The 20,320-nt window shown below is 71.3% G+C and carries 20 protein-coding genes and 2 pseudogenes; 8 read left to right on the forward strand and 14 right to left on the reverse strand.

Going from position 1 to position 20,320, the window contains the following annotated elements; all coding sequences use genetic code 11:
• Positions 1–81: 81 nt before the first annotated feature.
• Positions 82–2,403, forward strand: a complete 2,322-nt coding sequence (metE, locus tag AB0E78_RS13260; RefSeq protein ID WP_361831473.1) for a 5-methyltetrahydropteroyltriglutamate--homocysteine S-methyltransferase — start codon at positions 82–84, stop codon at positions 2,401–2,403.
• A gap of 244 nt (positions 2,404–2,647) precedes the next feature.
• Here metE and AB0E78_RS13265 read toward each other — a convergent pair whose 3' ends face one another.
• From AB0E78_RS13265 to AB0E78_RS13275, 3 genes are all read right to left on the reverse strand, one after another.
• Entirely contained in the window at positions 2,648–3,184 is a 537-nt protein-coding gene (locus AB0E78_RS13265; protein WP_361831475.1) for a MarR family winged helix-turn-helix transcriptional regulator, read from the reverse strand.
• An 84-nt stretch (positions 3,185–3,268) separates the two neighbouring features.
• Complete coding sequence (locus AB0E78_RS13270) at positions 3,269–3,916, reverse strand: response regulator transcription factor (protein ID WP_361831477.1); 648 nt, start codon at positions 3,914–3,916, stop codon at positions 3,269–3,271.
• Positions 3,901–5,160 (reverse strand): sensor histidine kinase, encoded by a 1,260-nt coding sequence (locus tag AB0E78_RS13275; RefSeq protein ID WP_361831479.1) that lies wholly within the window; start codon positions 5,158–5,160, stop codon positions 3,901–3,903. Before AB0E78_RS13275 ends, AB0E78_RS13270 begins: the two co-directional genes overlap by 16 nt.
• A 178-nt stretch (positions 5,161–5,338) precedes the next feature.
• Between AB0E78_RS13275 and AB0E78_RS13280 the strand changes: the two genes are divergently transcribed.
• Positions 5,339–6,166, forward strand: coding sequence for a MarR family transcriptional regulator (locus AB0E78_RS13280; RefSeq protein WP_361831481.1), 828 nt, complete (start codon positions 5,339–5,341; stop codon positions 6,164–6,166).
• 421 nt (positions 6,167–6,587) lie between these two features.
• Positions 6,588–7,418 carry a PIG-L family deacetylase gene (locus AB0E78_RS13285; RefSeq protein WP_361831483.1) on the forward strand — a complete coding sequence of 277 codons (831 nt, stop codon included), beginning with the start codon at positions 6,588–6,590 and terminating at the stop codon, positions 7,416–7,418.
• 358 nt (positions 7,419–7,776) lie between these two features.
• Here the strand turns inward: AB0E78_RS13285 and AB0E78_RS13290 are convergent, their stop codons facing one another.
• From AB0E78_RS13290 to AB0E78_RS13310, 5 genes and pseudogenes are all read right to left on the reverse strand, one after another.
• The gene (locus tag AB0E78_RS13290; RefSeq protein WP_361831485.1) at positions 7,777–8,973 is read right to left on the reverse strand and encodes a cytochrome P450; all 1,197 of its coding nucleotides are present in this window, start codon (positions 8,971–8,973) and stop codon (positions 7,777–7,779) included.
• Between the two features lie 220 nt (positions 8,974–9,193).
• On the reverse strand, positions 9,194–9,814 hold the full coding sequence (locus AB0E78_RS13295; RefSeq protein WP_361831487.1) for a dihydrofolate reductase family protein: 621 nt from the start codon (positions 9,812–9,814) through the stop codon (positions 9,194–9,196).
• A complete protein-coding gene (locus AB0E78_RS13300) occupies positions 9,814–10,323 on the reverse strand; it encodes an SRPBCC family protein (protein WP_361831489.1) in 510 nt (169 codons plus the stop codon). Before AB0E78_RS13300 ends, AB0E78_RS13295 begins: the two co-directional genes overlap by 1 nt.
• A 3-nt stretch (positions 10,324–10,326) precedes the next feature.
• Positions 10,327–10,668, reverse strand: coding sequence for a metalloregulator ArsR/SmtB family transcription factor (locus AB0E78_RS13305; RefSeq protein ID WP_361831491.1), 342 nt, complete (start codon positions 10,666–10,668; stop codon positions 10,327–10,329).
• Positions 10,669–10,781: 113 nt separating this feature from the next.
• A pseudogene (locus tag AB0E78_RS13310) lies at positions 10,782–11,123 on the reverse strand (zinc-binding dehydrogenase); the annotation flags it as partial.
• 41 nt (positions 11,124–11,164) lie between these two features.
• Here AB0E78_RS13310 and AB0E78_RS13315 point away from each other — a divergent pair.
• Positions 11,165–11,290, forward strand: a pseudogene (locus AB0E78_RS13315) (transcriptional regulator); the annotation flags it as partial.
• A 49-nt stretch (positions 11,291–11,339) separates the two neighbouring features.
• Here the strand turns inward: AB0E78_RS13315 and AB0E78_RS13320 are convergent.
• On the reverse strand, positions 11,340–12,305 hold the full coding sequence (locus AB0E78_RS13320) for a pirin family protein (RefSeq protein ID WP_361831493.1): 966 nt from the start codon (positions 12,303–12,305) through the stop codon (positions 11,340–11,342).
• Between the two features lie 189 nt (positions 12,306–12,494).
• Here AB0E78_RS13320 and AB0E78_RS13325 point away from each other — a divergent pair, with 189 nt between their 5' ends.
• Entirely contained in the window at positions 12,495–12,842 is a 348-nt protein-coding gene (locus AB0E78_RS13325) for a tetratricopeptide repeat protein (RefSeq protein WP_361831495.1), read from the forward strand.
• Positions 12,843–12,897: 55 nt separating this feature from the next.
• On the opposite strand, the gene crcB (AB0E78_RS13330) is transcribed toward AB0E78_RS13325, so the two are convergent.
• From crcB (AB0E78_RS13330) to AB0E78_RS13340, 3 genes are read right to left on the reverse strand one after another with little or no spacing between them, the layout of a single operon-like run.
• A complete protein-coding gene (gene crcB / locus AB0E78_RS13330) occupies positions 12,898–13,272 on the reverse strand; it encodes a fluoride efflux transporter CrcB (protein ID WP_361831497.1) in 375 nt (124 codons plus the stop codon).
• A 22-nt stretch (positions 13,273–13,294) separates the two neighbouring features.
• Positions 13,295–13,702, reverse strand: coding sequence for a fluoride efflux transporter CrcB (gene crcB, locus AB0E78_RS13335; protein WP_361831499.1), 408 nt, complete (start codon positions 13,700–13,702; stop codon positions 13,295–13,297).
• 43 nt (positions 13,703–13,745) lie between these two features.
• On the reverse strand, positions 13,746–14,111 hold the full coding sequence (locus tag AB0E78_RS13340) for a metalloregulator ArsR/SmtB family transcription factor (RefSeq protein WP_361831501.1): 366 nt from the start codon (positions 14,109–14,111) through the stop codon (positions 13,746–13,748).
• Positions 14,112–14,206: 95 nt separating this feature from the next.
• On the opposite strand from AB0E78_RS13340, the gene AB0E78_RS13345 reads away from it, so the two are divergent.
• Both AB0E78_RS13345 and AB0E78_RS13350 read left to right on the forward strand, forming a co-directional pair.
• Positions 14,207–16,198, forward strand: a complete 1,992-nt coding sequence (locus tag AB0E78_RS13345) for a heavy metal translocating P-type ATPase (protein WP_361831503.1) — start codon at positions 14,207–14,209, stop codon at positions 16,196–16,198.
• 321 nt (positions 16,199–16,519) lie between these two features.
• Positions 16,520–17,128 (forward strand): chemotaxis protein CheB, encoded by a 609-nt coding sequence (locus AB0E78_RS13350; protein ID WP_361831505.1) that lies wholly within the window; start codon positions 16,520–16,522, stop codon positions 17,126–17,128.
• A gap of 69 nt (positions 17,129–17,197) precedes the next feature.
• Here AB0E78_RS13350 and AB0E78_RS13355 read toward each other — a convergent pair whose 3' ends face one another.
• A complete protein-coding gene (locus tag AB0E78_RS13355) occupies positions 17,198–18,628 on the reverse strand; it encodes an NAD(P)/FAD-dependent oxidoreductase (RefSeq protein ID WP_361831507.1) in 1,431 nt (476 codons plus the stop codon).
• A 146-nt stretch (positions 18,629–18,774) separates the two neighbouring features.
• Here AB0E78_RS13355 and trxA point away from each other — a divergent pair, with 146 nt between their 5' ends.
• The gene (gene trxA / locus AB0E78_RS13360; protein ID WP_361831509.1) at positions 18,775–19,170 is read left to right on the forward strand and encodes a thioredoxin; all 396 of its coding nucleotides are present in this window, start codon (positions 18,775–18,777) and stop codon (positions 19,168–19,170) included.
• Between the two features lie 22 nt (positions 19,171–19,192).
• Here the strand turns inward: trxA and AB0E78_RS13365 are convergent, their stop codons facing one another.
• Complete coding sequence (locus AB0E78_RS13365) at positions 19,193–20,233, reverse strand: LacI family DNA-binding transcriptional regulator (RefSeq protein ID WP_361831511.1); 1,041 nt, start codon at positions 20,231–20,233, stop codon at positions 19,193–19,195.
• Positions 20,234–20,320 lie beyond the last annotated feature (87 nt).

Below are 20,320 nucleotides of genomic sequence, written 5' to 3' on the forward strand. Positions count from 1 at the left end.
CGGTCCGCCCGGTCCGTCATCCCTTCGCGTCCGTGTCCCGTCCCCGGGATTCTCAGGAGTCATCTCGCGAAGGAGATTTCCGTGACAGCGAAGTCCGCAGCCGCGGCAGCACGGGCCACCGTGTACGGCTACCCCCGCCAGGGCCCCGACCGGGAGCTGAAGAAGGCTATCGAGGGCTACTGGAAGGGCCGCGTCAGCGCCGACGCCCTCCGGGAGACCGCGGCGATGCTGCGCCGGTCCACCTGGCGGCAGCTCGCCGACGCGGGCATCCATGAAGTGCCGACGGGCGACTTCTCGTACTACGACCACGTCCTGGACGCCAGCGTCATGGTCGGTGCCGTCCCGCAACGGCACCGCGAGGCCGTCGACACCGACGCGCTCGACGGGTACTTCGCGATGGCCCGCGGTACCCAGGACGTGGCGCCGCTCGAGATGACCAAGTGGTTCGACACCAACTACCACTACCTCGTGCCGGAGCTCGGTCCCGACACCGTCTTCACCGCCGACTCCGCCAAGCAGGTCGCCGAGCTCAAGGAGGCCGTCGCCCTGGGCCTCGCCGCGCGCCCGGTCCTTGTCGGCCCGGTGACCTATCTGCTGCTCGCCAAGCCCGCGCCCGGCGTTGCCGCCGACTTCGAGCCGCTCACGCTCCTCGACCGGCTGCTGCCCGTGTACGCCGAGGTCCTCGCCGATCTGCGGGCCGCGGGCGCCGAGTGGGTGCAGTTGGACGAGCCCGCCCTGGTCCAGGACCGCACCCCGGCGGAACTCAACGCCGCCGCCCGCGCCTATCGCGACCTGGGTGCCCTCAGCGACCGCCCTCAGCTCCTGGTCGCCTCCTATTTCGGCCGGCTCGGCGACGCACTGCCCGTGCTCGCCAAGGCGCCGGTCGAGGGACTCGCCCTGGACTTCACGGAGGCCGCCGCCGGCCAGCTCCAGGACCTCGCCGCCGTCGGCGGGCTGCCCGGCAGGCGTCTGGTCGCGGGCGTCGTCAACGGCCGGAACATCTGGATCAACGACCTGGAGAAGTCCCTGGCCACGCTGGGCACGCTCCTGGGTCTCGCCGACCGGGTCGACGTCTCCGCATCCTGCTCGCTGCTTCACGTCCCGCTGGACTCCACCGCCGAGCGGGACATCGACCCGCAGGTCGCCCGCTGGCTGGCCTTCGCCCGCCAGAAGACCACCGAGATCGCCACACTGGCCCGTGGCCTCGCCCAGGGCACGGGCGCCATCACCGCCGAACTGTCCGCCAACCGGGCCGACCTGGCGTCCCGCTCGGGGTCATCCCTCACCCACGACCCGGCGGTACGCTCCCGCGTCGCCGCCGTCACCGCGTCCGATGCCCGGCGCGCCCACGCCTACCCGGAGCGCGCGGCGGCCCAGCGAGCGCGCCTTGGACTGCCCCAACTGCCCACGACGACCATCGGCTCATTCCCACAGACCACCGAACTGCGCACCGCTCGGGCCGACTTGAGAGCGGGCCGCATCGACACGCACGGCTACGAGGAGCGCATCCGCTCGGAGATCCGCGACGTCCTCACCTTCCAGGAGAAGGCGGGCATCGACGTCCTGGTGCACGGAGAACCCGAACGCAACGACATGGTCCAGCACTTCGCCGAGCAGCTCACCGGCTATCTCGCCACGCAGCACGGCTGGGTCCAGTCGTACGGCACGCGCTATGTGCGCCCGCCGGTCCTCGCGGGCGACATCTCCCGGCCCGAGCCGATGACGGTGCGCTGGACCTCGTACGCCAACTCCCTCACCGACCGCCCCGTGAAGGGCATGCTCACCGGTCCCGTCACCATGCTCGCCTGGTCCTTCGTCCGCGACGACCAGCCGCTCGGCGACACGGCGCGCCAGGTCGCCCTCGCCCTGCGCGACGAGGTCAACGACCTGGAGACCGCGGGCACTTCGGTCATCCAGGTCGACGAGCCCGCACTGCGCGAGACGCTCCCCCTGCGCGCCGCCGAACACACCGACTACCTCGACTGGGCCACGGAATCCTTCCGCCTGACCACCAGCGGCGTACGGCCGGACACGCAGATCCACACCCACATGTGCTACGCCGAGTTCGGCGACATCGTCCAGGCCATCGACGACCTCGACGCCGACGTCATCAGCCTGGAGGCCGCCCGCTCGCACATGCAGGTGGCCCGCGAGCTGGCGGAGCACGGCTATCCGCGCGAGGCGGGGCCGGGCGTCTACGACATCCACTCCCCGCGCGTCCCGAGCACACAGGAGGCAGCGGCCCTGCTGCGCAAGGGACTTGAGGCCATCCCCGCCGACCGGCTGTGGGTGAACCCGGACTGCGGCCTCAAGACCCGGGGCTGGCCCGAGACCCGGGCCTCCCTGGAGAACCTGGTCGCGGCGGCACGCGAGGTGCGGGCGGAGCTGCCCCCACGCCCATGACCTGAACGCGCGGAACGGGGCGGCCGTTCGAGGGGGAACGGCCGCCCCGTTCCTGGCTGGAGCGAGCAGCGTGGGGGCATCTCCTGGATGAGGGGTGGCGAGGAGGTCTCGGCGGCGCACGCCCTGCTCCAGCTCTGGGCGGCCCGGCACGAGGGGCCCGCAACGGCTGCCTCGGAACTGCACCGCATCACTGTGCAGAGAGCGCTGCGCAGCCTGCCCGGATCGGAGCCGGAGTTCCAGGACTTCATCGAACGCTACCTCCGTACCGTGCTCCACGAGTTGCGGGAGATGGGCCGTCACCCGTATGAGCCATGCGCGACAACAGCCCGTGCAGCGTCTCGCGTTCCTCCGGGCCGAGTGCCGACAGGAGTTCGTCGGTGACGCCGCGGGCCGCCTCGTGCGATGCGCGCAGGAAGTCGTGGCCCGCGGGGGCGAGGACGACGATGCGACGGCGTCGGTCGTCGGGGGCGGGGCGGCGTTCGACGAAGCCGAGACGTTCCAGGTCGTCGACCAGGCCGACGATCGCGCTGGGGTCGTGACCGAGCTCCTGGCTCAGCTCCCGCTGCGCCGCACCCTCCACGGTGGCCAGATGGCGCAGCAGTGCGTAGTGGCGCAGGCGCAGGCCGGATCTCTGGAGCACCGCGTTGAAGAGCTGGCCCGAGCGCAGGCCCAGACGGTAGAGCAGGTATCCCGTGTCGCCGTGGAGGCCCCGCGTCCAGGGCGCGCCCTCGTCGACGGTTCCATCCTCCACGGGCTCGGCGGTGCTCTTCCGACTCGTCATGAGGGGCGCTCTCCCTGATCGGTGGTGCGCGGGCGGCTCTGTTTCCTCTCTTCTGCCCGCCGGCCCCTCTTTTCTCGCTGCCCGTCAGGGATTGTTCAGATAGGTGAGGACGGCGAGGACCCGCCGGTTGTTGTTGTCGTCATCGGTGATGCCGAGCTTGCCGAACAGGGACGTCGTGTACTTGCTGATGGCGCTGTCGCTCAGGAAGAGCCGCCGGGCGATGGCCTGGTTGGACAGCCCTTCGGCCATGAGACCGAGCACGGAGTGCTCGCGTTCGGTGAGCCGTTCGAGCAGCCGGCCGGACGACCCGCTGGACAGCAGCTTCGCGATGACGGCCGGGTCCATGGCGGTTCCACCCGCGGCGACGCGTTCCAGGGCATCGATGAACTGGTCGGCGTCGAACACGCTCTCCTTGAGGAAGTAGCCGATGCCGCCGGTGCCGTCGGCCAACAGCTCCCGGGCGTAGAGCTGTTCGACGTACTGGGAGAGGATCAGGACCGGCAGACCGGGCAGTTCGGCGCGTGCGGCGATGGCCGCCCGCAGGCCCTCGTCGGTCTGGGTCGGCGGCATCCGCACGTCGACGACGGCGACGTCCGGGCGCCAGGTCAGGAGCGCGTCGAGCGTCTCGGGACCGGTTCCCGCCGTGGCCACCACCTGGTGTCCGCACGCCTCGATCAGGCGGACCATTCCGTCGCGCAGGAGGTAGAGGTCTTCGGCTACAACGATTCGCATGGCACCACTATTCTCACGCGGGTCGGCCCGCCTGCCGGGCTGGTGATCTCCAGGGTGCCGTCGAAGACCGCGAGCCGGCGGCGCAGCCCCGCCAGTCCACCGCCGACGCGCGCGTTCGCCCCGCCCCGACCGTCGTCCTCGACGTCGACGACGAGGCCGGTGCCGTCCCACGCGACGGCGATCCGTGCCCGGGTTGCCCGGGCGTGCTTGACCGCGTTGGTGAGCAGTTCGGCGATCCCGAAGTACACGGCGGACTCGATGGGCGGGTCGAGCCGCAGCCGGACGTCGGAACTGACCGTCGCTTCGACCGGGCAGTCCAGGGCGAGGGCGCGTACGGCGTCGATGAGGCCTCGGTCGTTGAGCACCGGCGGGGTGATGCCCCTGACCAGTTCGCGCAGCTCGGTCAGGGACGTCGTGGCGCCCACCCGTGCCTCCCGCATCAGCGCCCTGGCCTGCTCGGGGTCGCTCTCCATCAGCTTCTCCGCGGTCGCAAGGGAGAGCCCGAGCGCGACCAGGCGGGCCTGAGCCCCGTCGTGCAGGTCCCGCTCGATCCGGCGGATCTCGGCGGCCTGCGCGACCGTCGTGTCCGCCCGCTGCGCCGTCAGCTCGTCCACCCGGTCCGCGAGGACCATCGCGGCCGACGGCCGCAGGAAGCGTACGGTCACCGGCTCGACGACCCGCCAGGCGTACGGAGCGCTCCCGAGGGCCACGACCAGGCCGAGCGCCCCGAAAAGGCGTGCGCCGATGGCCGGTTGGCCGAACCCCAGGATTGCCACCGCGGCACCGGCGGGCGGGACGGCCGCGACCAGGCCCGCGGTGAACGGCACGATCCCCGTGAAGCGCAGGTCACGCCAGTTGGCCGGGTCGCTCCGCCAGATCCGCCACCGCTGGTCCATGAGGGCGTCGCGGCGGGTGCGCTCATAGGAGAAGCCGTTCCACCAGTACCCGGTGGACATCCGCACCACCGGCTCGGCCTGCCGGTACCCGGCGGGAACGACGGTGGCCGTCCACCGCGCGACGAGATAGCGGAAGATCCGGCAGACCGGACGGGAAAGGGCGAGCGACCCCACCGTCACCAACACCACCGGCGCGAGCCACGACCACGGGTTTCCCGCGCCCCACCAGATGCCCAGCGCCACGGCGGCGGCCCACACCGCCGGGACCAGCATGCTGACGCCCACCACCGCGCATGCCCGCACGAACCCCGTGCAGGCACCCGCGGCCCACGACACGACCTGTCTCATGACTCTTCCCTCGGCTTCATCACCCCCGGCCGGTCCGGCCCGGTGACTCCACTCTGCACGGCACGGAGCCCGATGCCTCCCAGGTCAGCCATGAAGTGGGTCCAGACCCACCCACCTCTGCGCCCAGGCCCATACGGCGACACGGTTCCTCGTACACCTCGCGGGCATGATGTCGGCCATGACGCACACCGCCCGCCGCATGTTCGAGCTCCTGGAACCGATCTGCCTGGTCACCTTCTTCGCCGACGAGTGCAACGAGGAGCTGGCCGCGCTCGGCCACCGCACCTACTGGGACGGCTACTTCGCCAGCCGGGCCGCGCCGCTGGGGCGGGTTCCCGCACAGGTCGTGCACGCGGCCTTCTACAACTTCGCCGACGGGGAGGCCGCGCGGCACATCCCGAGCGCGTGGGAGACGATCCCGCCCGAGGCGTCCGTCGCCGCGCGGGAGCGGGGCAGCGCGGCCTCCCTGCGGCGGATCCTCGGCGCCGAACTCGCCCGCTCCCCGGGCCTGGTGCGCGCCGCCGACCTGACCACCAAAGCCGCGACGAACGCGCCCACGGAAGGCCGGGTGATGTACGCCGGGATGCGCTCCCTGCCGGTGCCGGGCGACCCGGTCGCGCGGCTGTGGCATTCCGCGACCATGCTGCGCGAGCACCGCGGCGACGGGCACGTGGCCGCGCTCGTCGGCGCGCGCATCGGCGGCGCGGAGGCCCACGTGCTCAGCGCGCTGGAGATGGGCATCCACCCGCCGGAGTCGTTCGGGCGCATCCATCATCTGCCGAAGGAGCGGCTGGTAGCGGTCATGGACGGCTTGCGCGGGCGCGGGCTCGTCGACGCCGACGGCCGGTTCACCGACGCGGGGCGCGAGACCAAGCAACGTATCGAGGCCCTCACCGACGAGCTCGCCGCCCCGCCGTACGACGCCCTGTCCCCCGCCGAGCTCGACGAGCTGGTCACCGAGCTCGAACCCCTCACCGCGACGCTGGTGGCCGCGGGTTCGCGGTGAGGCGGTTCTCGACGGGGAGCCAGCGCCGGCGTCAGGGCGCGGGACTGCCCTCGTAGAGCGCCGTCGGGATGGCGGCTGGTCGGGGCGTGCGGGACGACGGGATGGGGCGACCGCCCGGATGCGGGGTGGGGACGACCACAGAGCCCCACCGGCGACGGCACCCTCGACGCCGGTTCGGTGGGCTCTCCGCTGCCGCTGTCGCAATGGGGACAGCTCCCCGGAAGATCAAGCAGCCGCGCCGGGAACAGTCGGCCCGGCCCGCGCTGTTGCATCACCCGAGGGACCGGTGGCGTACGGGGGCGGGGAACACGGGAGACCACCAGGTCGTCCGCCTCTACGGTGGCCGGGCTCCGGCACCGCGATATGCCCACCGTGCATGGCACGTGGACCACGACGTAATTTCCGCAGGAGGACTTTCACCATGACCGACCGGCCTTTGACGCTCATGGCAGTGCACGCCCACCCCGATGACGAGGCCACCGGGACCGGAGGGATCCTCGCGCGGTACGCGGCGGAAGGAATCCGCACGGTTCTCGTGACCTGTACCGACGGCGGCTGCGGTGACGGACCGGGGGGTGTCAAGCCCGGCGAGCCAGGGCACGATCCGGCAGCCGTGGCCTCGATGCGCCGCAAGGAACTCGAGGCGAGCCGTGACGTCCTGAAGATCAGCGATCTGGAGATGCTGGACTATGCCGACTCCGGGATGATCGGCTGGCCGAGCAACGACGCCCCCGGCTCCTTCTGGCAGACCCCCGTGGAGGAAGGCGCCGCCCGGCTCGCGGAACTCATGCGCCACTACCGTCCCGACGTGGTCGTCACCTATGACGAGAACGGCTTCTACGGCCACCCCGACCACATCCAGGCCCACCGCATCACGATGGCGGCGCTGGAGATGGTCGACCTGACCCCGAAGGTGTACTGGACGACGATGCCCCGCTCGGCGATGCAGCGGTTCGGGGAGACCATGCGCGAGCTCGGTGACATGCCGGAGCCGGACCCTGCCGAGGCCGCCGCGATGGCCGAGATCGGCCTCCCGGACGACGAGATCACCACCTGGGTGGACACCACCGCGTTCAGCGGCCAGAAGTTCGACGCGCTGGCCGCGCACGCCAGTCAGGGCGAGAACATCTTCTTCCTCAAGATGGGCAAGGAGCGGTTCGGCGAGCTGATGGGCGTGGAGACCTTCGTACGGGTCAAGGACGCCACCGGCGCGGCCGAACCCGAGACCGACCTCTTCGCCGGACTGCGCTGATCCCCTGAGATGAACGAGAGCCTGCCTGCCGACGTGGCCGACGTGCTGGCCCTTGTCCTGAACACGGACGATCCGGTGCACGCCGCGCTCCGCAGGCAGGTTCCGTACCTCAGCGTGCGGGGGCGTTGCACCTGCGGGTGCGGGACCACGTACTTCGCACTCGACACCGGCGAGGCGGAGCCCGCGCCCACCGGCCCCCGCACCGTCGTGGCGGCCGAGGCACAGCTGGTCACCGAGGCCGGCGAGTACCCCGGTGAGGTTCTGGTCTTCACACAGGCCGGCTACCTGTCGTGGCTGGAAGTCTGTTCGTGGAGCGACGACATCGAGGTGACGCTGTCCGCCGCACGTCGCTGGCTGCCTAGGCCAGGACAGGAAGCGATGCGAGGCCGCGAACGAGACGAGTGCGGCGCCAGGTCAGTTGATCGGGCGGTACGGCGAGACGGATCCCGGGGAAGCGGGCCAGCACCGCTCTGAGGGCGATCTCCGCTTCGGCTCTGGCCAGGGGAGCGCCGACACAACGGTGGATTCCATGGCCGAAGCTGAGGTGGGCCGAGGCGTCCCGGTCCAGGTCGAGCAGGTCCGGTGCCGGGAACCGCTCGGGGTCCCTGTTGGCCGCGCCGAGAGAGACGTGGACCGGGACACCGGCCGGAATCCCGGTACCGCCGAGCGTGACGTCTTCCGTGGTGAACCGGAAGGTGGCCGTACTCACGGGGGATTCATAGCGCAGCAGCTCATCCAGTACGGCAGGGACCTCGTCCGGATTCCCCCGCAGTCGATTCAGCTCGGCCGGGTGCTGGAGCAGCGCAAGGACGGCGTTGCCGAGGAAGTTGGTGGTGGTCTCGTGTCCGGCCACGAGCAGCAGCACCGCCAGCGAGACCAGCTCCTCCTCGCTCAGCTGATCGCCTCCGTCGCGGGCCGAGATGAGCCGGTCGAGAAGTGAGCTGCCCGGCTCCAGGCGTTTGGCGGCGATGAGGCCCGTCATGTACTCGGCCAGCGCGTGCGAGGCAGCGTCGATGACGTCGGGCTCCCCCGCCGCGAACAGCTCCGCGGACCAGCGCCGGACATCGGCCCGGTCGGCCTCCGGGACCCCGAGCAGTTCGCAGATCACGCTCACCGGCAGTGGTACGGCCAGTCCGGCCACGAAGTCGAACTGCTCGTCGGAGGGCCACTGATCGAGCAGCTCATCGGTGACGCGGGCGATGAACGGACGCAGCTCCTTGACGGCCCCGGTCGTGAATGCCTTGGTCACCAGCTTGCGCAGCCGGGTGTGCTGGGGCGGATCGCCGGCCAGCATGTTGTGCGCGACGGCAGGGTGCAGGCGCCGCCGTGATGCCTTGCCCGCGAAGAAGGCGGCCGTGTCCTTCGAGAGTCGGGCGTCCGCGAGGGCTTCTCGGGCTTCCGCGTAGCCGGTGACCACGTAGCTGGAATGCTTCCCGGAGCCGGCAGGTCCCGTAGATCCGGTGGGCATGGGCTGCACCGGGCATGTGGCCCGCATGGCCGCGTAGGCCGGATAGGGGTCCTGGAGGAAGCGGGGGTCCTGAGTCGGGTCGGTCATGCTCTCAGGCTCCAACTCTCAGGCTCCTACTGGTGCCGCGTGGCCGCCGTCCGCGGCACATTTGGCACGGTCAGTGTAGGCGTGGGCCAGAAGAAGGAGCCCACTGCCCGCTGCCCACTCACTGCGTGATCCGGCGGCGTTCGCGGAGTCGGACCGGTATGGAGACCGGTCACCTACGCGGACAGCGTGCACTTCGGGGACATCAGTGTGTTTGCCAGGGCTACCGCGGGTGCACGGCGTAGGTCAGGTGCGTCACCCGTGACGACGGCTCCGAACGGACCGGCTCCAGCGCGACCCTGGACGCGTCCACGCCGTCGAACAGGCGGATGCCGGAGCCGAACAGCACGGGTGACAGCGCGATCGAGAACTCGTCGACGAGACCCGCGTTCACGTACTCCAGGATCGTCGCGCCGCCGCCCGCGATGCGGACGTCCCGGTCGCCCGCGGCCTCGCGGGCCAGGTCGAGCGCGGTCTCGATGCCGTCGTTGACGAAGTGGAAGGTGGTCCCGCCGGGCCGCTCCCAGGGGTCACGCTTCTCGTGCGTGACGACGAACACCGGCGTGTGGAACGGCGCTTCCGCCGGCCACATCTTCTCGCCGGCGTCGAACATGCGCTTGCCCATCACGCTCGCGCCGGTGCGCTCGAACGTCTCCCGCACGATGTCGTTGTCGCGCCCTTCCTCACCACCCCCGCCGAGCTTCAGGTTCTCCCGGAAAGACCGCAGCGGGAAGACCCACTGCTGCAGTTCCATCCACTGCTTCCCCATCAACTCCTCGGAGGTCTCGGGCGCGATGAACCCGTCGAGCGACATCGACACGCTGAAGAACACCTTGCCGGCCATCAGCCCTCCGCTCCCTTCGAAGCGATCTCGGTGACGTAGTCAGCCAGGTTGCTCAGGGTCTGCCCGCCGGCCTCGATCGCGTGGTACTTCTCGACCGCCTCGTCGCGCAGTTCCCTGGTGGGGAACAGCGTGCGCATCTCGATCCGGGTCGCCGCGCCGTCGGGCGTGAACGTGAGGACCGACTCGAAGGCGTTCGGGTCGTCGCGGGACTCGCCGTGCAGGAACTCGATCCGCTCCGGTGGGGTGAGCTGCGTCCAGGAGATCCACTCCTGGTAGTCCGTCCCGTCAGGGCCGTGCATCACGAAGTCCCACTCCCCGCCGACGCGGAACTCGAACGCCCGCGTGGTGGTGGTGAACCCCTCCGGCCCCCACCACCGTGACAGGTGCCGCACCTCGGTGAACGCGTCGAACACCAGCTCCCGTGGGGCGTTGATGGCCCGGGAGATCACGATCTCGCGGTCGGCCGTCGCCGACTGCGCCGGCGCGTGGTCCCGTCCTGTCGCTGCCATCGGTCACTCCTCCTGTTGTGCCTGCTTGAGGTCCTGCACATATGCGTCAAGCCGGTCGAAGCTCTCGTTCCAGAACTGCTCGAACCCGCCGGTCCACTCATGGACCGGTCGCAACCCGCGGGCGTCGAGGCCGTACAGGCGCTGCTTGCCCGCCTTGCGGTCCCGCACCAGCCCGACCTCCCGGAGCACCCGCAGGTGTTTGGACGCCCCCGGCTGGGTCATCCCCAGCTCCTCGGCCAATTCGGTCACCGGCCGCTCACCCGCCCGCAGCAGCAAGAGGATGTCGCGGCGCTGCGGCTCTGCGATCGCGTTGAAGACGTCCGACGTCGTCGCTGCTCGTGCCATGGCAACATCATATTCCCATATCGGCATGCGTCAAGCGATGCGGAATCGGGCGCGTCCTGCCGGACGCTTCGAGTCAAGACAAGGACGTTGTCCCGCGCGACGACTCGTCCAGGGGGGTGCACGGCGACGGCGATCTTGCCGCGTGGGTGTCCGCGGCCCGCGCCGCCCGAGCCGCCTTCCAGCAGGGCGTGCGCCTTCGCGATGTCGGCCAGCGGCAGCACGGCGCCGATCACCGGCCGGAGCCTGCCCTCGTCGACCAGCCGGCCGAGGGCCTCGATCTTCGCCCGCCCGGGGCTGACGAAAACGAAGTGACAGGTCGCGTTCACGCCCCACGCAGTGAGCAGGTTCTGCGGTTCGGGGATGTCCACGATGGACACCACGCGGCCTCGGTCGGCGAGAACCTCCCGGCTGCGGGCGAGGGTGCCCCCGCCCACCGTGTCCAGGACGACGTCCACCTCGGCCGGTGACTACGTGCCGCAGGTCCGTGCGCTGGGTGCAGTACCTCGCGATCCTGCGGCAGGCGGGGCTGGCGGTCGCCACCCGGCGGGGCAAGGGGGCCTACTATCGCCGCGACGAGGCGAACATCGCCCGCCTCCTGGAGACCCTGCGCGACGCGTTCTAGGCCCCATGCCCTTCGGTCCCGCCCCTCCGCCTGCCGGCATCCGCGCGGATCAGCGCACCCGCCCCCGCCGTTTCAGGGGAACCGCCGGGAGTTCCGGGGCAGGGATCCGGCCGCCGTCGTACCCCTTCACCTCGCCGAAGCGCGAGCCGGCCATCCAGTCCGAGCGGGCCTGTGCGATGTCCTCGTTCGTGCGGCCGATGAAGTTCCACCACATGATGAGTTCCTCGTCGAACGGCTCGCCGCCCAGCAGCATCAGATCCGCGTCCGACTCGGCGTGCAGCGGCAGTTCGGTGCGGCCGCATCCCAGGTACAGCATCGATCCTGGCAGGACGGGGACGCCGTCCACCCGGGTCTCGCCGGACATGCCGAGGACCGCGTACTCGAAGTCGGGGTTCAGCGGCAGGCGTACGTCCGCGTCCCGGGTCAGGGCGAGGTCCGCGCCGACGATCGGGGTGTAGGTCGTGCCGGGTGACGTGGTGCCGTCGACCGTGCCCAGGATGAGGGTCGCCGTGAGGCCGGGGGCCGTGACCAGGGGCAGTTCCGCGTGGTGCTCGAAGCGCGGGTCGGTGTTGCGGTGGATGTCGGGCAGCGCCACCCACAGCTGGGCGCCATGCAGGAGGCGGGCGTGGGACCTGGGGCTTTCCTCCGAATGCGAGATCGCCCGGCCCGAGGTCATCAGGCCGAGCTCGCGAGGGCGGATCGTCTGGAGGCTGCCCGTGGAGTCGCGGTGCAGGACCTCACCTTCGTGCAGCCAACTCACCGTCTGCAGGCCCATGTGCGGGTGCGGACCCACCTGCATGCCCGGCTCGTCCGCGATGTCGTCAGGGCCGTAGTGGTCGACGAAGCACCAGGCTCCGACCATGCGGCGTCCCAGGTTGGGCAGCAGGCGGCGGACCTCGGTGGACTCACCGAGCTTGACCTTCCGGGGGCTGAGGAGTTCCCGTACCGGTTCGGCGACGACGAACCCACGACCGCCGCACAGGGACGGGACCGCCTCGCGATCAAGATTGCTCATGTCGCACAACCTAGACCCGTGGGACGCCGACCGTCAGGCGTCCGCCCCGGTCATTCCGGCGTAACCGCCGTAGCCGTGTTGACCGATGCCGTCCCGGAGGAGGCAGAGGCGGGGGTAGAAACAGGGGCGGAAGTGTGTAGTGGAATATTTAACTAACCGTGTCCGTTGGACGGCTCGAAGGAGGCAACAGTGGACACGACGTACTACGACCACGGAACCGCGGCGGAGCGCTGGGAGCGCGCGCGGCAGTTCTTCGACGCCAAGGAGTACGCCACGGCGGCGCGCATCCTCGGCACCCTGGCCGACGAGGTACCGGAGCAGGTCGCCCCGCGTCTGCTGCTGGCCCGCGCCTACTACCACTCGGCGCAACTGCGGCGCGCCGAGAGCGAGTTGCGTACGGTCATCGAGCTCGACCCCGTGGAGCAGTACGCCAGGCTGCTCCTCGGCCGCACGCTCGAACGGCAGGGCCGGGACACGGACGCGGCCCCGCACCTGCGGATGGCGGCGGCCCTCTCGGGGGACTTCACCGAGGTCTGATCCCGAGAGCGACTACGCACACAGGGCGCCGGTGGCACTGACCACCGGCGCCCTGTCAGACCCACAGCCCCTCCGCCAACGCGACGCCCGCGAAGACCGCGCCGAGCCCCGCGGTCACACTGGCCAGGACGTTGGCCGCCGCGTAGAACCTGGCCCCGCCCTCGGAGAGCCGCAGCGTCTCGTACGAGAAGGTCGAATACGTCGTCAGGGCGCCGCACAGGCCGGTGCCCAGGAACAGTTGGGTGTGGGAGGAGGCGGCGCCCGCGACCGTCGCGCCGGTGAGCACGCCGAGGATCAGGCTGCCCAGCACGTTGACGGTGAACGTTCCCCATGGGAAGACGGTGGCATGCCTGGTCTGCACGGCACGGTCGGTGAGGAACCGCAGCGGGGCGCCGATCATCGCCCCGGCCACCACGCAGAGCCAGTTCACCGGCGTGCCCCGTCCCGGCCGGTCACGGCCGCCTCGCCAGGACCAGGCGGCGCGTCGCCCATGCCGCGCTCCACACCGCCGCGAGGGCCGCGAGCAGCGTGAGGCCGAGATAGGCCAGGCCCGTGCGGGCGTGACCGGCGTCCACCAGGCGTTCGATGTCCAGCGCGTACGTGGAGAAGGTGGTGAAGCCGCCGAGCACGCCCGTGCCGAAGAAGGGCCGGAGGAGGCGGTGCGGTGTCCGCGCCTCGGTGAGGATCACCATGAAGGCGCCCATGACCGCACATCCGATGACGTTCACCAGGAGCGTCGTCGTGGGGAAGGCGCCGGGGACGGTGGGCCAGATCAGGGACGCCCCATAGCGTGCCGACGCGCCGATGGCGCCGCCGACGGCCACGACCGCCACCACGGGCCACACGCCGTTCTCCCTCACCTGAAGATCATGATTGAGGTCATGACTGAAGATCGCTGTCAGGCTAACCGCCCGGCGGGGTATCCCGCAGACCGAGGCGCAGGTGCTCGACGTGGAAGAGCGCCTGGTCGAGGAGTTCGGCCACGTGGTGGTCGTAGAGGGCGTAGATGACGGAACGGCCGTGCCGTTCGCCGGTGATGAGGCCGAGATTGCGCAGCAGACGCAGCTGGTGCGAGCAGGCCGACTGCTCCATGCCGACCGCCTCCGCCAGATCACCGGCCGCGCAGGGGCCCTCCTGCAGACGGGCGAGGATCAGCAGCCGTGAGGGCGTCGCCAGGGCCTGAAGAGTGGCTGCGACGTCGGCGGCCCCCACGGTGTCCAGGCGTTCGCGCGTGGTGGCGCTGCTCTTGTCGTCGACTCCGTGACCCATGGCGCCATCCTATCGATGACACATGAAAAGCTGTTCATTCATTCCTGTACGGTGTGGGCGTTGCCGTTCCCCAGCCCGTGAAGGGTTCCTTCGCCATGCCCACTGCCCTGCTCCCCCGCTCCGACCAGGGAACTTCCGCCGCCTCCGGCGGGGCTCCGCGTCGCCGCACCCGTGTTCTCGCGCTGGCCGAGGCCCGCTGGGCGGCGGCGGCCACGGCCGCGTTCCTGATCGCGCTGCCGCTTCAGCTGACCGGGGCCCCCTCATGGCTGTGGGGTGCGCTGTACGCCGTCGCGTACGTCGCCGGGGGCTGGGAGCCCGCGCTCGCCGGGCTGCGGGCGCTGCGCGAGAAGACCCTGGACGTCGATCTGCTGATGATCGTCGCGGCGCTCGGTGCGGCGGCGATCGGGCAGGTGATGGACGGGGCGCTGCTCATCGTCATCTTCGCCACGTCGGGCGCCCTTGAGGCCCTTGCCACCGCGCGCACCGCCGACTCGGTGCGCGGCCTGCTCGACCTGGCGCCCGCCACGGCCACGCGGCTGACCGTCGCGGGCGGCGAAGAGACAGTCGGCACGGCGGAGTTGAAGGTCGGCGACGTCATCCTCGTACGACCCGGTGAGCGGGTCGGCGCGGACGGCGAGGTACTTGAGGGGGCGAGTGACGTCGATCAGGCGACGATCACCGGGGAGCCGCTGCCGGTCGCCAAGGAGGCCGGGGACGAGGTGTTCGCGGGCACGCTGAACGGGGCGGGGGCGCTGCGGGTGCGGGTCGGGCGTGACGCGTCGGACTCGGTGATCGCGCGGATCGTGGCCATGGTCGAGGAGGCGTCGGAGACCAAGGCGCCCACTCAGCTGTTCATCGAGAAGGTCGAGCAGCGGTACTCGCTCGGCATGGTCGTCGCCACGCTCGCCGTGTTCGCCGTGCCGCCGGCGTTCGGCGACGACCTGACCGGGGCACTGCTGCGGGCGATAACCTTCATGATCGTGGCGTCGCCCTGCGCGGTGGTCCTTGCCACGATGCCGCCGCTGCTCTCGGCGATCGCGAACGCGGGGCGGCACGGTGTTCTGGTCAAGTCGGCCGTCGTCATGGAGCGTCTTGGGCAGGTGGACACGGTCGCGCTCGACAAGACGGGCACCCTGACCGAGGGCACGCCCCGGGTGACCGCCGTCCACGTCCTTCCCGGCAGCGGCCTGACCGATGACGGCCTCCTCACCCTCGCGGCGGCGGCCGAGCACCGCAGCGAACACCCGCTGGCCCGCGCGGTCGTGAGCGCGGCGCGCGCCCGGGGCCTGGACCTTCCGCCGGTCTCGGACTTCGCGTCGGCGCCGGGTGTCGGGGTGAGTGCCACGGTCGGGGGCGCGATTGTGGAGGTGGGTGCGCCGGCACGGCTGCTCGGCACCGGGCCGACCGATGGGCGCGAGGACCCGGCGAGCTACGAAGTCCTGCGTCGGGCAGAGCAGTTGGGCGAGGACGGCCAGACCGCCGTGCTCGTCCTGCGCGACGGGATCCCCGCGGGTGCCCTCGGCATCGCCGACCGCCTGCGCCCGGACGCCGCGACGACCGTCGCCGCCCTGGAATCCCTCACCGGCACGGCTCCGATGCTGCTCACCGGCGACAACGCGCAGGCCGCGGCCCGCATCGCTGCGGAGGTCGGCATCGACGACGTACGGGCCGGGCTGCTCCCCCAGGACAAGGTCGTGGCGGTGCGCGGGGCGGAGAGCGCCGGGCGCAGGATCCTGGTTGTCGGAGACGGAGTCAACGACGCGCCTGCCCTGGCCGCGGCCCACACCGGCATCGCGATGGGCCGTACCGGCTCCGACCTCGCCCTGGAGACCGCCGACGCCGTCATCGTGCGGGACGAACTCGCCACCGTGCCGAGGGTGATCGCCCTGTCCCGGCGCGCCCGCGGGCTCGTGGTGCAGAACCTGGTGATCGCCGGAACGTTCATCGCGGCCCTGGTCACCTGGGACCTGCTCGGCAACCTCCCGCTCCCCCTCGGCGTACTCGGCCACGAGGGCTCCACGGTGCTCGTGGGCCTCAACGGACTGCGGCTCCTACGGGACGCGGCATGGCAGGACGCAGGCCACTGAGGAAGCGCCCCCGGCCTACGGCATCCACCTTCCCCGCCCACCGGGAACCGCCCGGCAACCTCCCGCCCCGCCCTCCACGCCCTCAGCCACGAACCCGCCACCACAATCGCGAGACTCAACGGACTCGACTCCTACGAGACGCGGCACGGCAGGACGCGGGCCACTGAGCGGGCGCCCCCGGCCTACGGCATCCGCGCCGAGTCTTGGGGGCGTCGACCGGGCGGCCCCGCCCACCTCAGGATCCGTCGTCCGCCATCCGCCGATCCGTCGACACCCGCGGCCGTCCCCGCCGCGGCAACATGACCGGGCTAGGGTCGACGCGTGAACAGCAGGCAGAGCGAACCGGCCCCCGGGCGCCGCGCGATCGTGATGGTGGCCTCGTCCGCCGGTGGTGTCCAGGGGCTGCAGACCCTGCTCGGCGGACTCGGTGCCGATCTTCCGGCGTCCGTGCTGGTGGCCCAGCACCTGCGCCGCTCCCGGCGCACGCACATCGTCGCCATCCTGTCCCGCGCCACCGGACTCCGCGTCAAACTGGCCGACGACGGCGAGCACCCGCAGGCCGGATGTGTCCACATCGCGCCGCCCGACCACCACCTGTGCGTGACCGAGGGCGGCACGCTGGCGCTGACCCAGCAGGGCCCGGTCAATTACGCCCGCCCGGCCGCCGACCCCCTCTTCGAATCCGCGTCGAAGGTCTACGGAACGCAGATCATCGCCTGTGTGCTCACCGGAGCCGACGGCGACGGCGCCCGGGGAGTCGAGGCGGTGAAATCACGTGGCGGGATCGTCATCGTCGAGGACCCCGCCACCGCCGAGTTCCACGGCATGCCCAAGTCCGCCATCGGGACCGGCCAGGTCGACCACGTACGCCCCGCACAGGAGATCGCGCCCCTTATCCGCAGCCTCCTCCAACCGGCCCACAGCTCCTGAGACACGCGCACGTGACGGGGCCCGTCACCGCAGTGGTGACGGGCCCCGAGCGGTTCGAGCGGCGCGGGCTCACGCCCCGCGATAGGTCTCCAGAAGCCGCAGCCACACCTCGCTGACCGTGGGGTACGCCGGGACCGCGTGCCACAGGCGGTCGATCGGCACCTCCCCCGCGATCGCCACCGTCGCCGAGTGGATGAGTTCACCGACGCCGGGGCCCACGAAGGTCACGCCGAGCAGGATCTCGCGGTCGAGGTCGACGATCATGCGGGCCCGGCCTTCGTAGCCGTCCGCGTAGAGCCCGGCACCCGCCACGCCCGCCATGTCGTAGTCCACGGCACGCACGCGGCGGCCCGCGGCTTCCGCCTCCGCGAGGGTGAGGCCGGCCGATGCCGCCTCGGGGTCGGTGAAGACCACCTGGGGTACGGCGGCGTGGTCGGCGGTGGCCGCGTGCGCGCCCCAGGTGTCGGTCTCCAGGAGCGGAACCCCCTGGGCGCGGGCGGTGATCGCGGCGCCGGCGATACGCGCCTGGTACTTGCCCTGGTGGGTGAGCAGCGCGCGGTGGTTGGCGTCACCGACCGCGTAGAGCCAGTCGCTGCCCTGCACCCGCAGGCTCTCGTCGACCGGCAGCCAGGAGCCGGGGTCCATGCCGATGGTCTCCAGGCCGAGGTCGTCGGTGCGCGGCGCACGCCCAGTGGCGAACAGGATCTCGTCGGCCTCCAGGGTGCCGCCGTCGCTCAGGGTCGCCGTGACCGTGCCGTTCTCCCTCCGCACACCCGTGACGGAGACACCGGTGCGGACCTCCGCGCCCGCCTCCGTGAGCGCCTTGGTGACCAGCTCTCCGGCGAACGGCTCCATGCGCGGGAGCAGCCCGTCATCGCCGCGGACGAGCACGGTGACCTGCGAGCCGAGCGCCTGCCAGGCCGTGGCCATCTCCACGGCGACCACACCGCCGCCGACCACCGCGAGGCGGCCGGGCACGTGGTCCGCGCTGGTGGCCTCGCGGCTCGTCCACGGCTTCACCTCGGCCAGGCCCGGCAGGTCGGGCAGGGCGGCGCGGGTGCCGGTGCAGACCGCCACCGCGTGGCGGGCGGTCAGGGTGTGCTCGGTGCCGTCGGAGCCCGCGACGGTCACCTGTCGTGTTCCGGCGATGCGGCCATGGCCGCGGTAGAGGTCCACGCCGATCGAGTCCAGCCAGCCGATCTGGCCGTCGTCCTTCCAGTGCGAGGTGTAGTAGTCGCGGTGCGCGAGGACCGCCGCCGCGTCCAGGGGGCCCTGCACCGACTGGCGCAGCCCGGGCACCTTGCGGGCGTCCGCGCGGGCGATGACCGGGCGCAGCAGCGCCTTGCTCGGCATGCACGCCCAGTACGAGCATTCGCCCCCGACGAGTTCGCTCTCCACGATCGCCACGCTCAGGCCGCCCGCACGGGCGCGGTCCGCGACGTTCTCCCCCACTGGACCCGCACCCAGAACCACTACGTCGTATGTCTTCGAATCCGTCATGGAAGCCAGTGTGGTCGCAGGTGTGCGACGTGGCCACATGGGTACGCGCGCGGAACGAGCATCGGGTGAGCGCGTGGAATACGTCCGCCACCCGGGCCGTTGTGCACAGCGGCTTCGACCGACAGCAGCAGGAAGAGGGAAACACCATGAGCAGCACGACTGTGGAGCTCACCAAGGAAAACTTCGACCAGACGGTCACGGACAACGAATTCGTCCTGATCGACTTCTGGGCGGAGTGGTGCGGTCCGTGCAAGTCGTTCGCGCCCGTCTACGACAAGGTCGCCGAGGCCAACCCCGACATGGTCTTCGGCAAGGTGGACACGGAGGCGCAGCCTGAGCTCGCTCAGGCCTTCGGCATCCAGTCGATTCCCACGCTGATGATCGTCCGCGATCAGGTGGCCGTGTTCGCGCAGCCCGGCGCCCTGCCGGAGGCCGCCCTCGAGGACGTCATCGGGCAGGCCAGGAAGCTGGACATGGACGAGGTCCGCCAGTCCGTCGCCGAGGAGCAGGCCAAGGCGCAGGCTCAGGGGCAGGAGCAGTAAGGAAGACCCACCAGCAGCAGGGTCAGCTCGACTCGCGGTGCACTGCCGTCGCACCGAGCACGTCGTGCACCTCGGGCTCCATGCCCGGGTCACGCACGACCCGGTCGACGAGCTGCGCGAGTTTCTGACCCGACGGCAGCTCGATGCGGACCGTGCTGAGCCGCGGCCGCAGGAGCCTGCCGAGCATCAAGTCGTCGGCGCCGATCATCGCCGTCTCCTCGGGGACGGCGATGCCTTCGTCCTGCAGCGCCCGCATCAGCAGCATCGCGTACTCGTCGTTGTACGTGAACACTCCGTCGACGCCCAGCGTGCGCCAGCGCGCCGCGAGCCGGGCCGCCGACCCCTCGTCGTAGGCCAGGGGCAGCTCGGTCACCGTGGCGTCCGTGCCGTGCTGTGCGACGGTGCCGCGGACGCCTTCGGCGCGTGGACGAGCGAAGGGCTCAAGGCCTCGTTCCTCGGGGATCACGACGCCGATGTGCCGGCTGCCGCGCTCCAGGAGGTGGGTGGCGGCGCACTGCCCCACCAGGCGCTGGTCCATCAGCAGGGCGTGGGCGCCCTCGGCCCGCTGCGGGCCGATCGTGAAGACGGCCTTGGCGCCCGAGCGCTTCAGGACGCTCACACCGCGCGCGCCGAGTCCCGATGCGTCGGGGGCGAGGACCGCCACCGGGCGCAGCTCGGCCCAGGCGCGGGCCGCCTCCTCGCCGGTCAGGCCGAGGCTGCCGTACTGCACGACGGTGTAGTCGAACCTGCTGAGCGCCCATTGCAGCTCGTTGAAGAACTCGCTGAAGAGCGGGCCCGCCGGGATCTGCGGCGTGGGCATCAGGACCACCCGCGTGTGCCCGGCGCGCAGGCTGCGGGCCGCGGCGTGCGGGACGTACCCCAGTTCCTTGGCGGCCTCGTGGACGCGGCGGCGGGTGGGCTCGCTGATACGGACGGCGCTCGTGTTGTTCAGGACGTACGAGACGGTCGCGCGCGAGACTCCCGCCAGACGCGCCACGTCGGCACTCGTCGGCACGGAGTACTGCTCGGGCTGGTGTGCGGTCTTGTTCGGTATCTGCGCCATGGCAGGGCTCATCCTTCCAGACGGCGTGGGCGCGCTCCCAGGCGGGCGCCATGGCGCCACCGGCCTGCGGCGGGGCACTCGCGGACG

This window comes from Streptomyces sp. NPDC032198 (assembly GCF_040636975.1).
Lineage (GTDB): Bacteria > Actinomycetota > Actinomycetes > Streptomycetales > Streptomycetaceae > Streptomyces.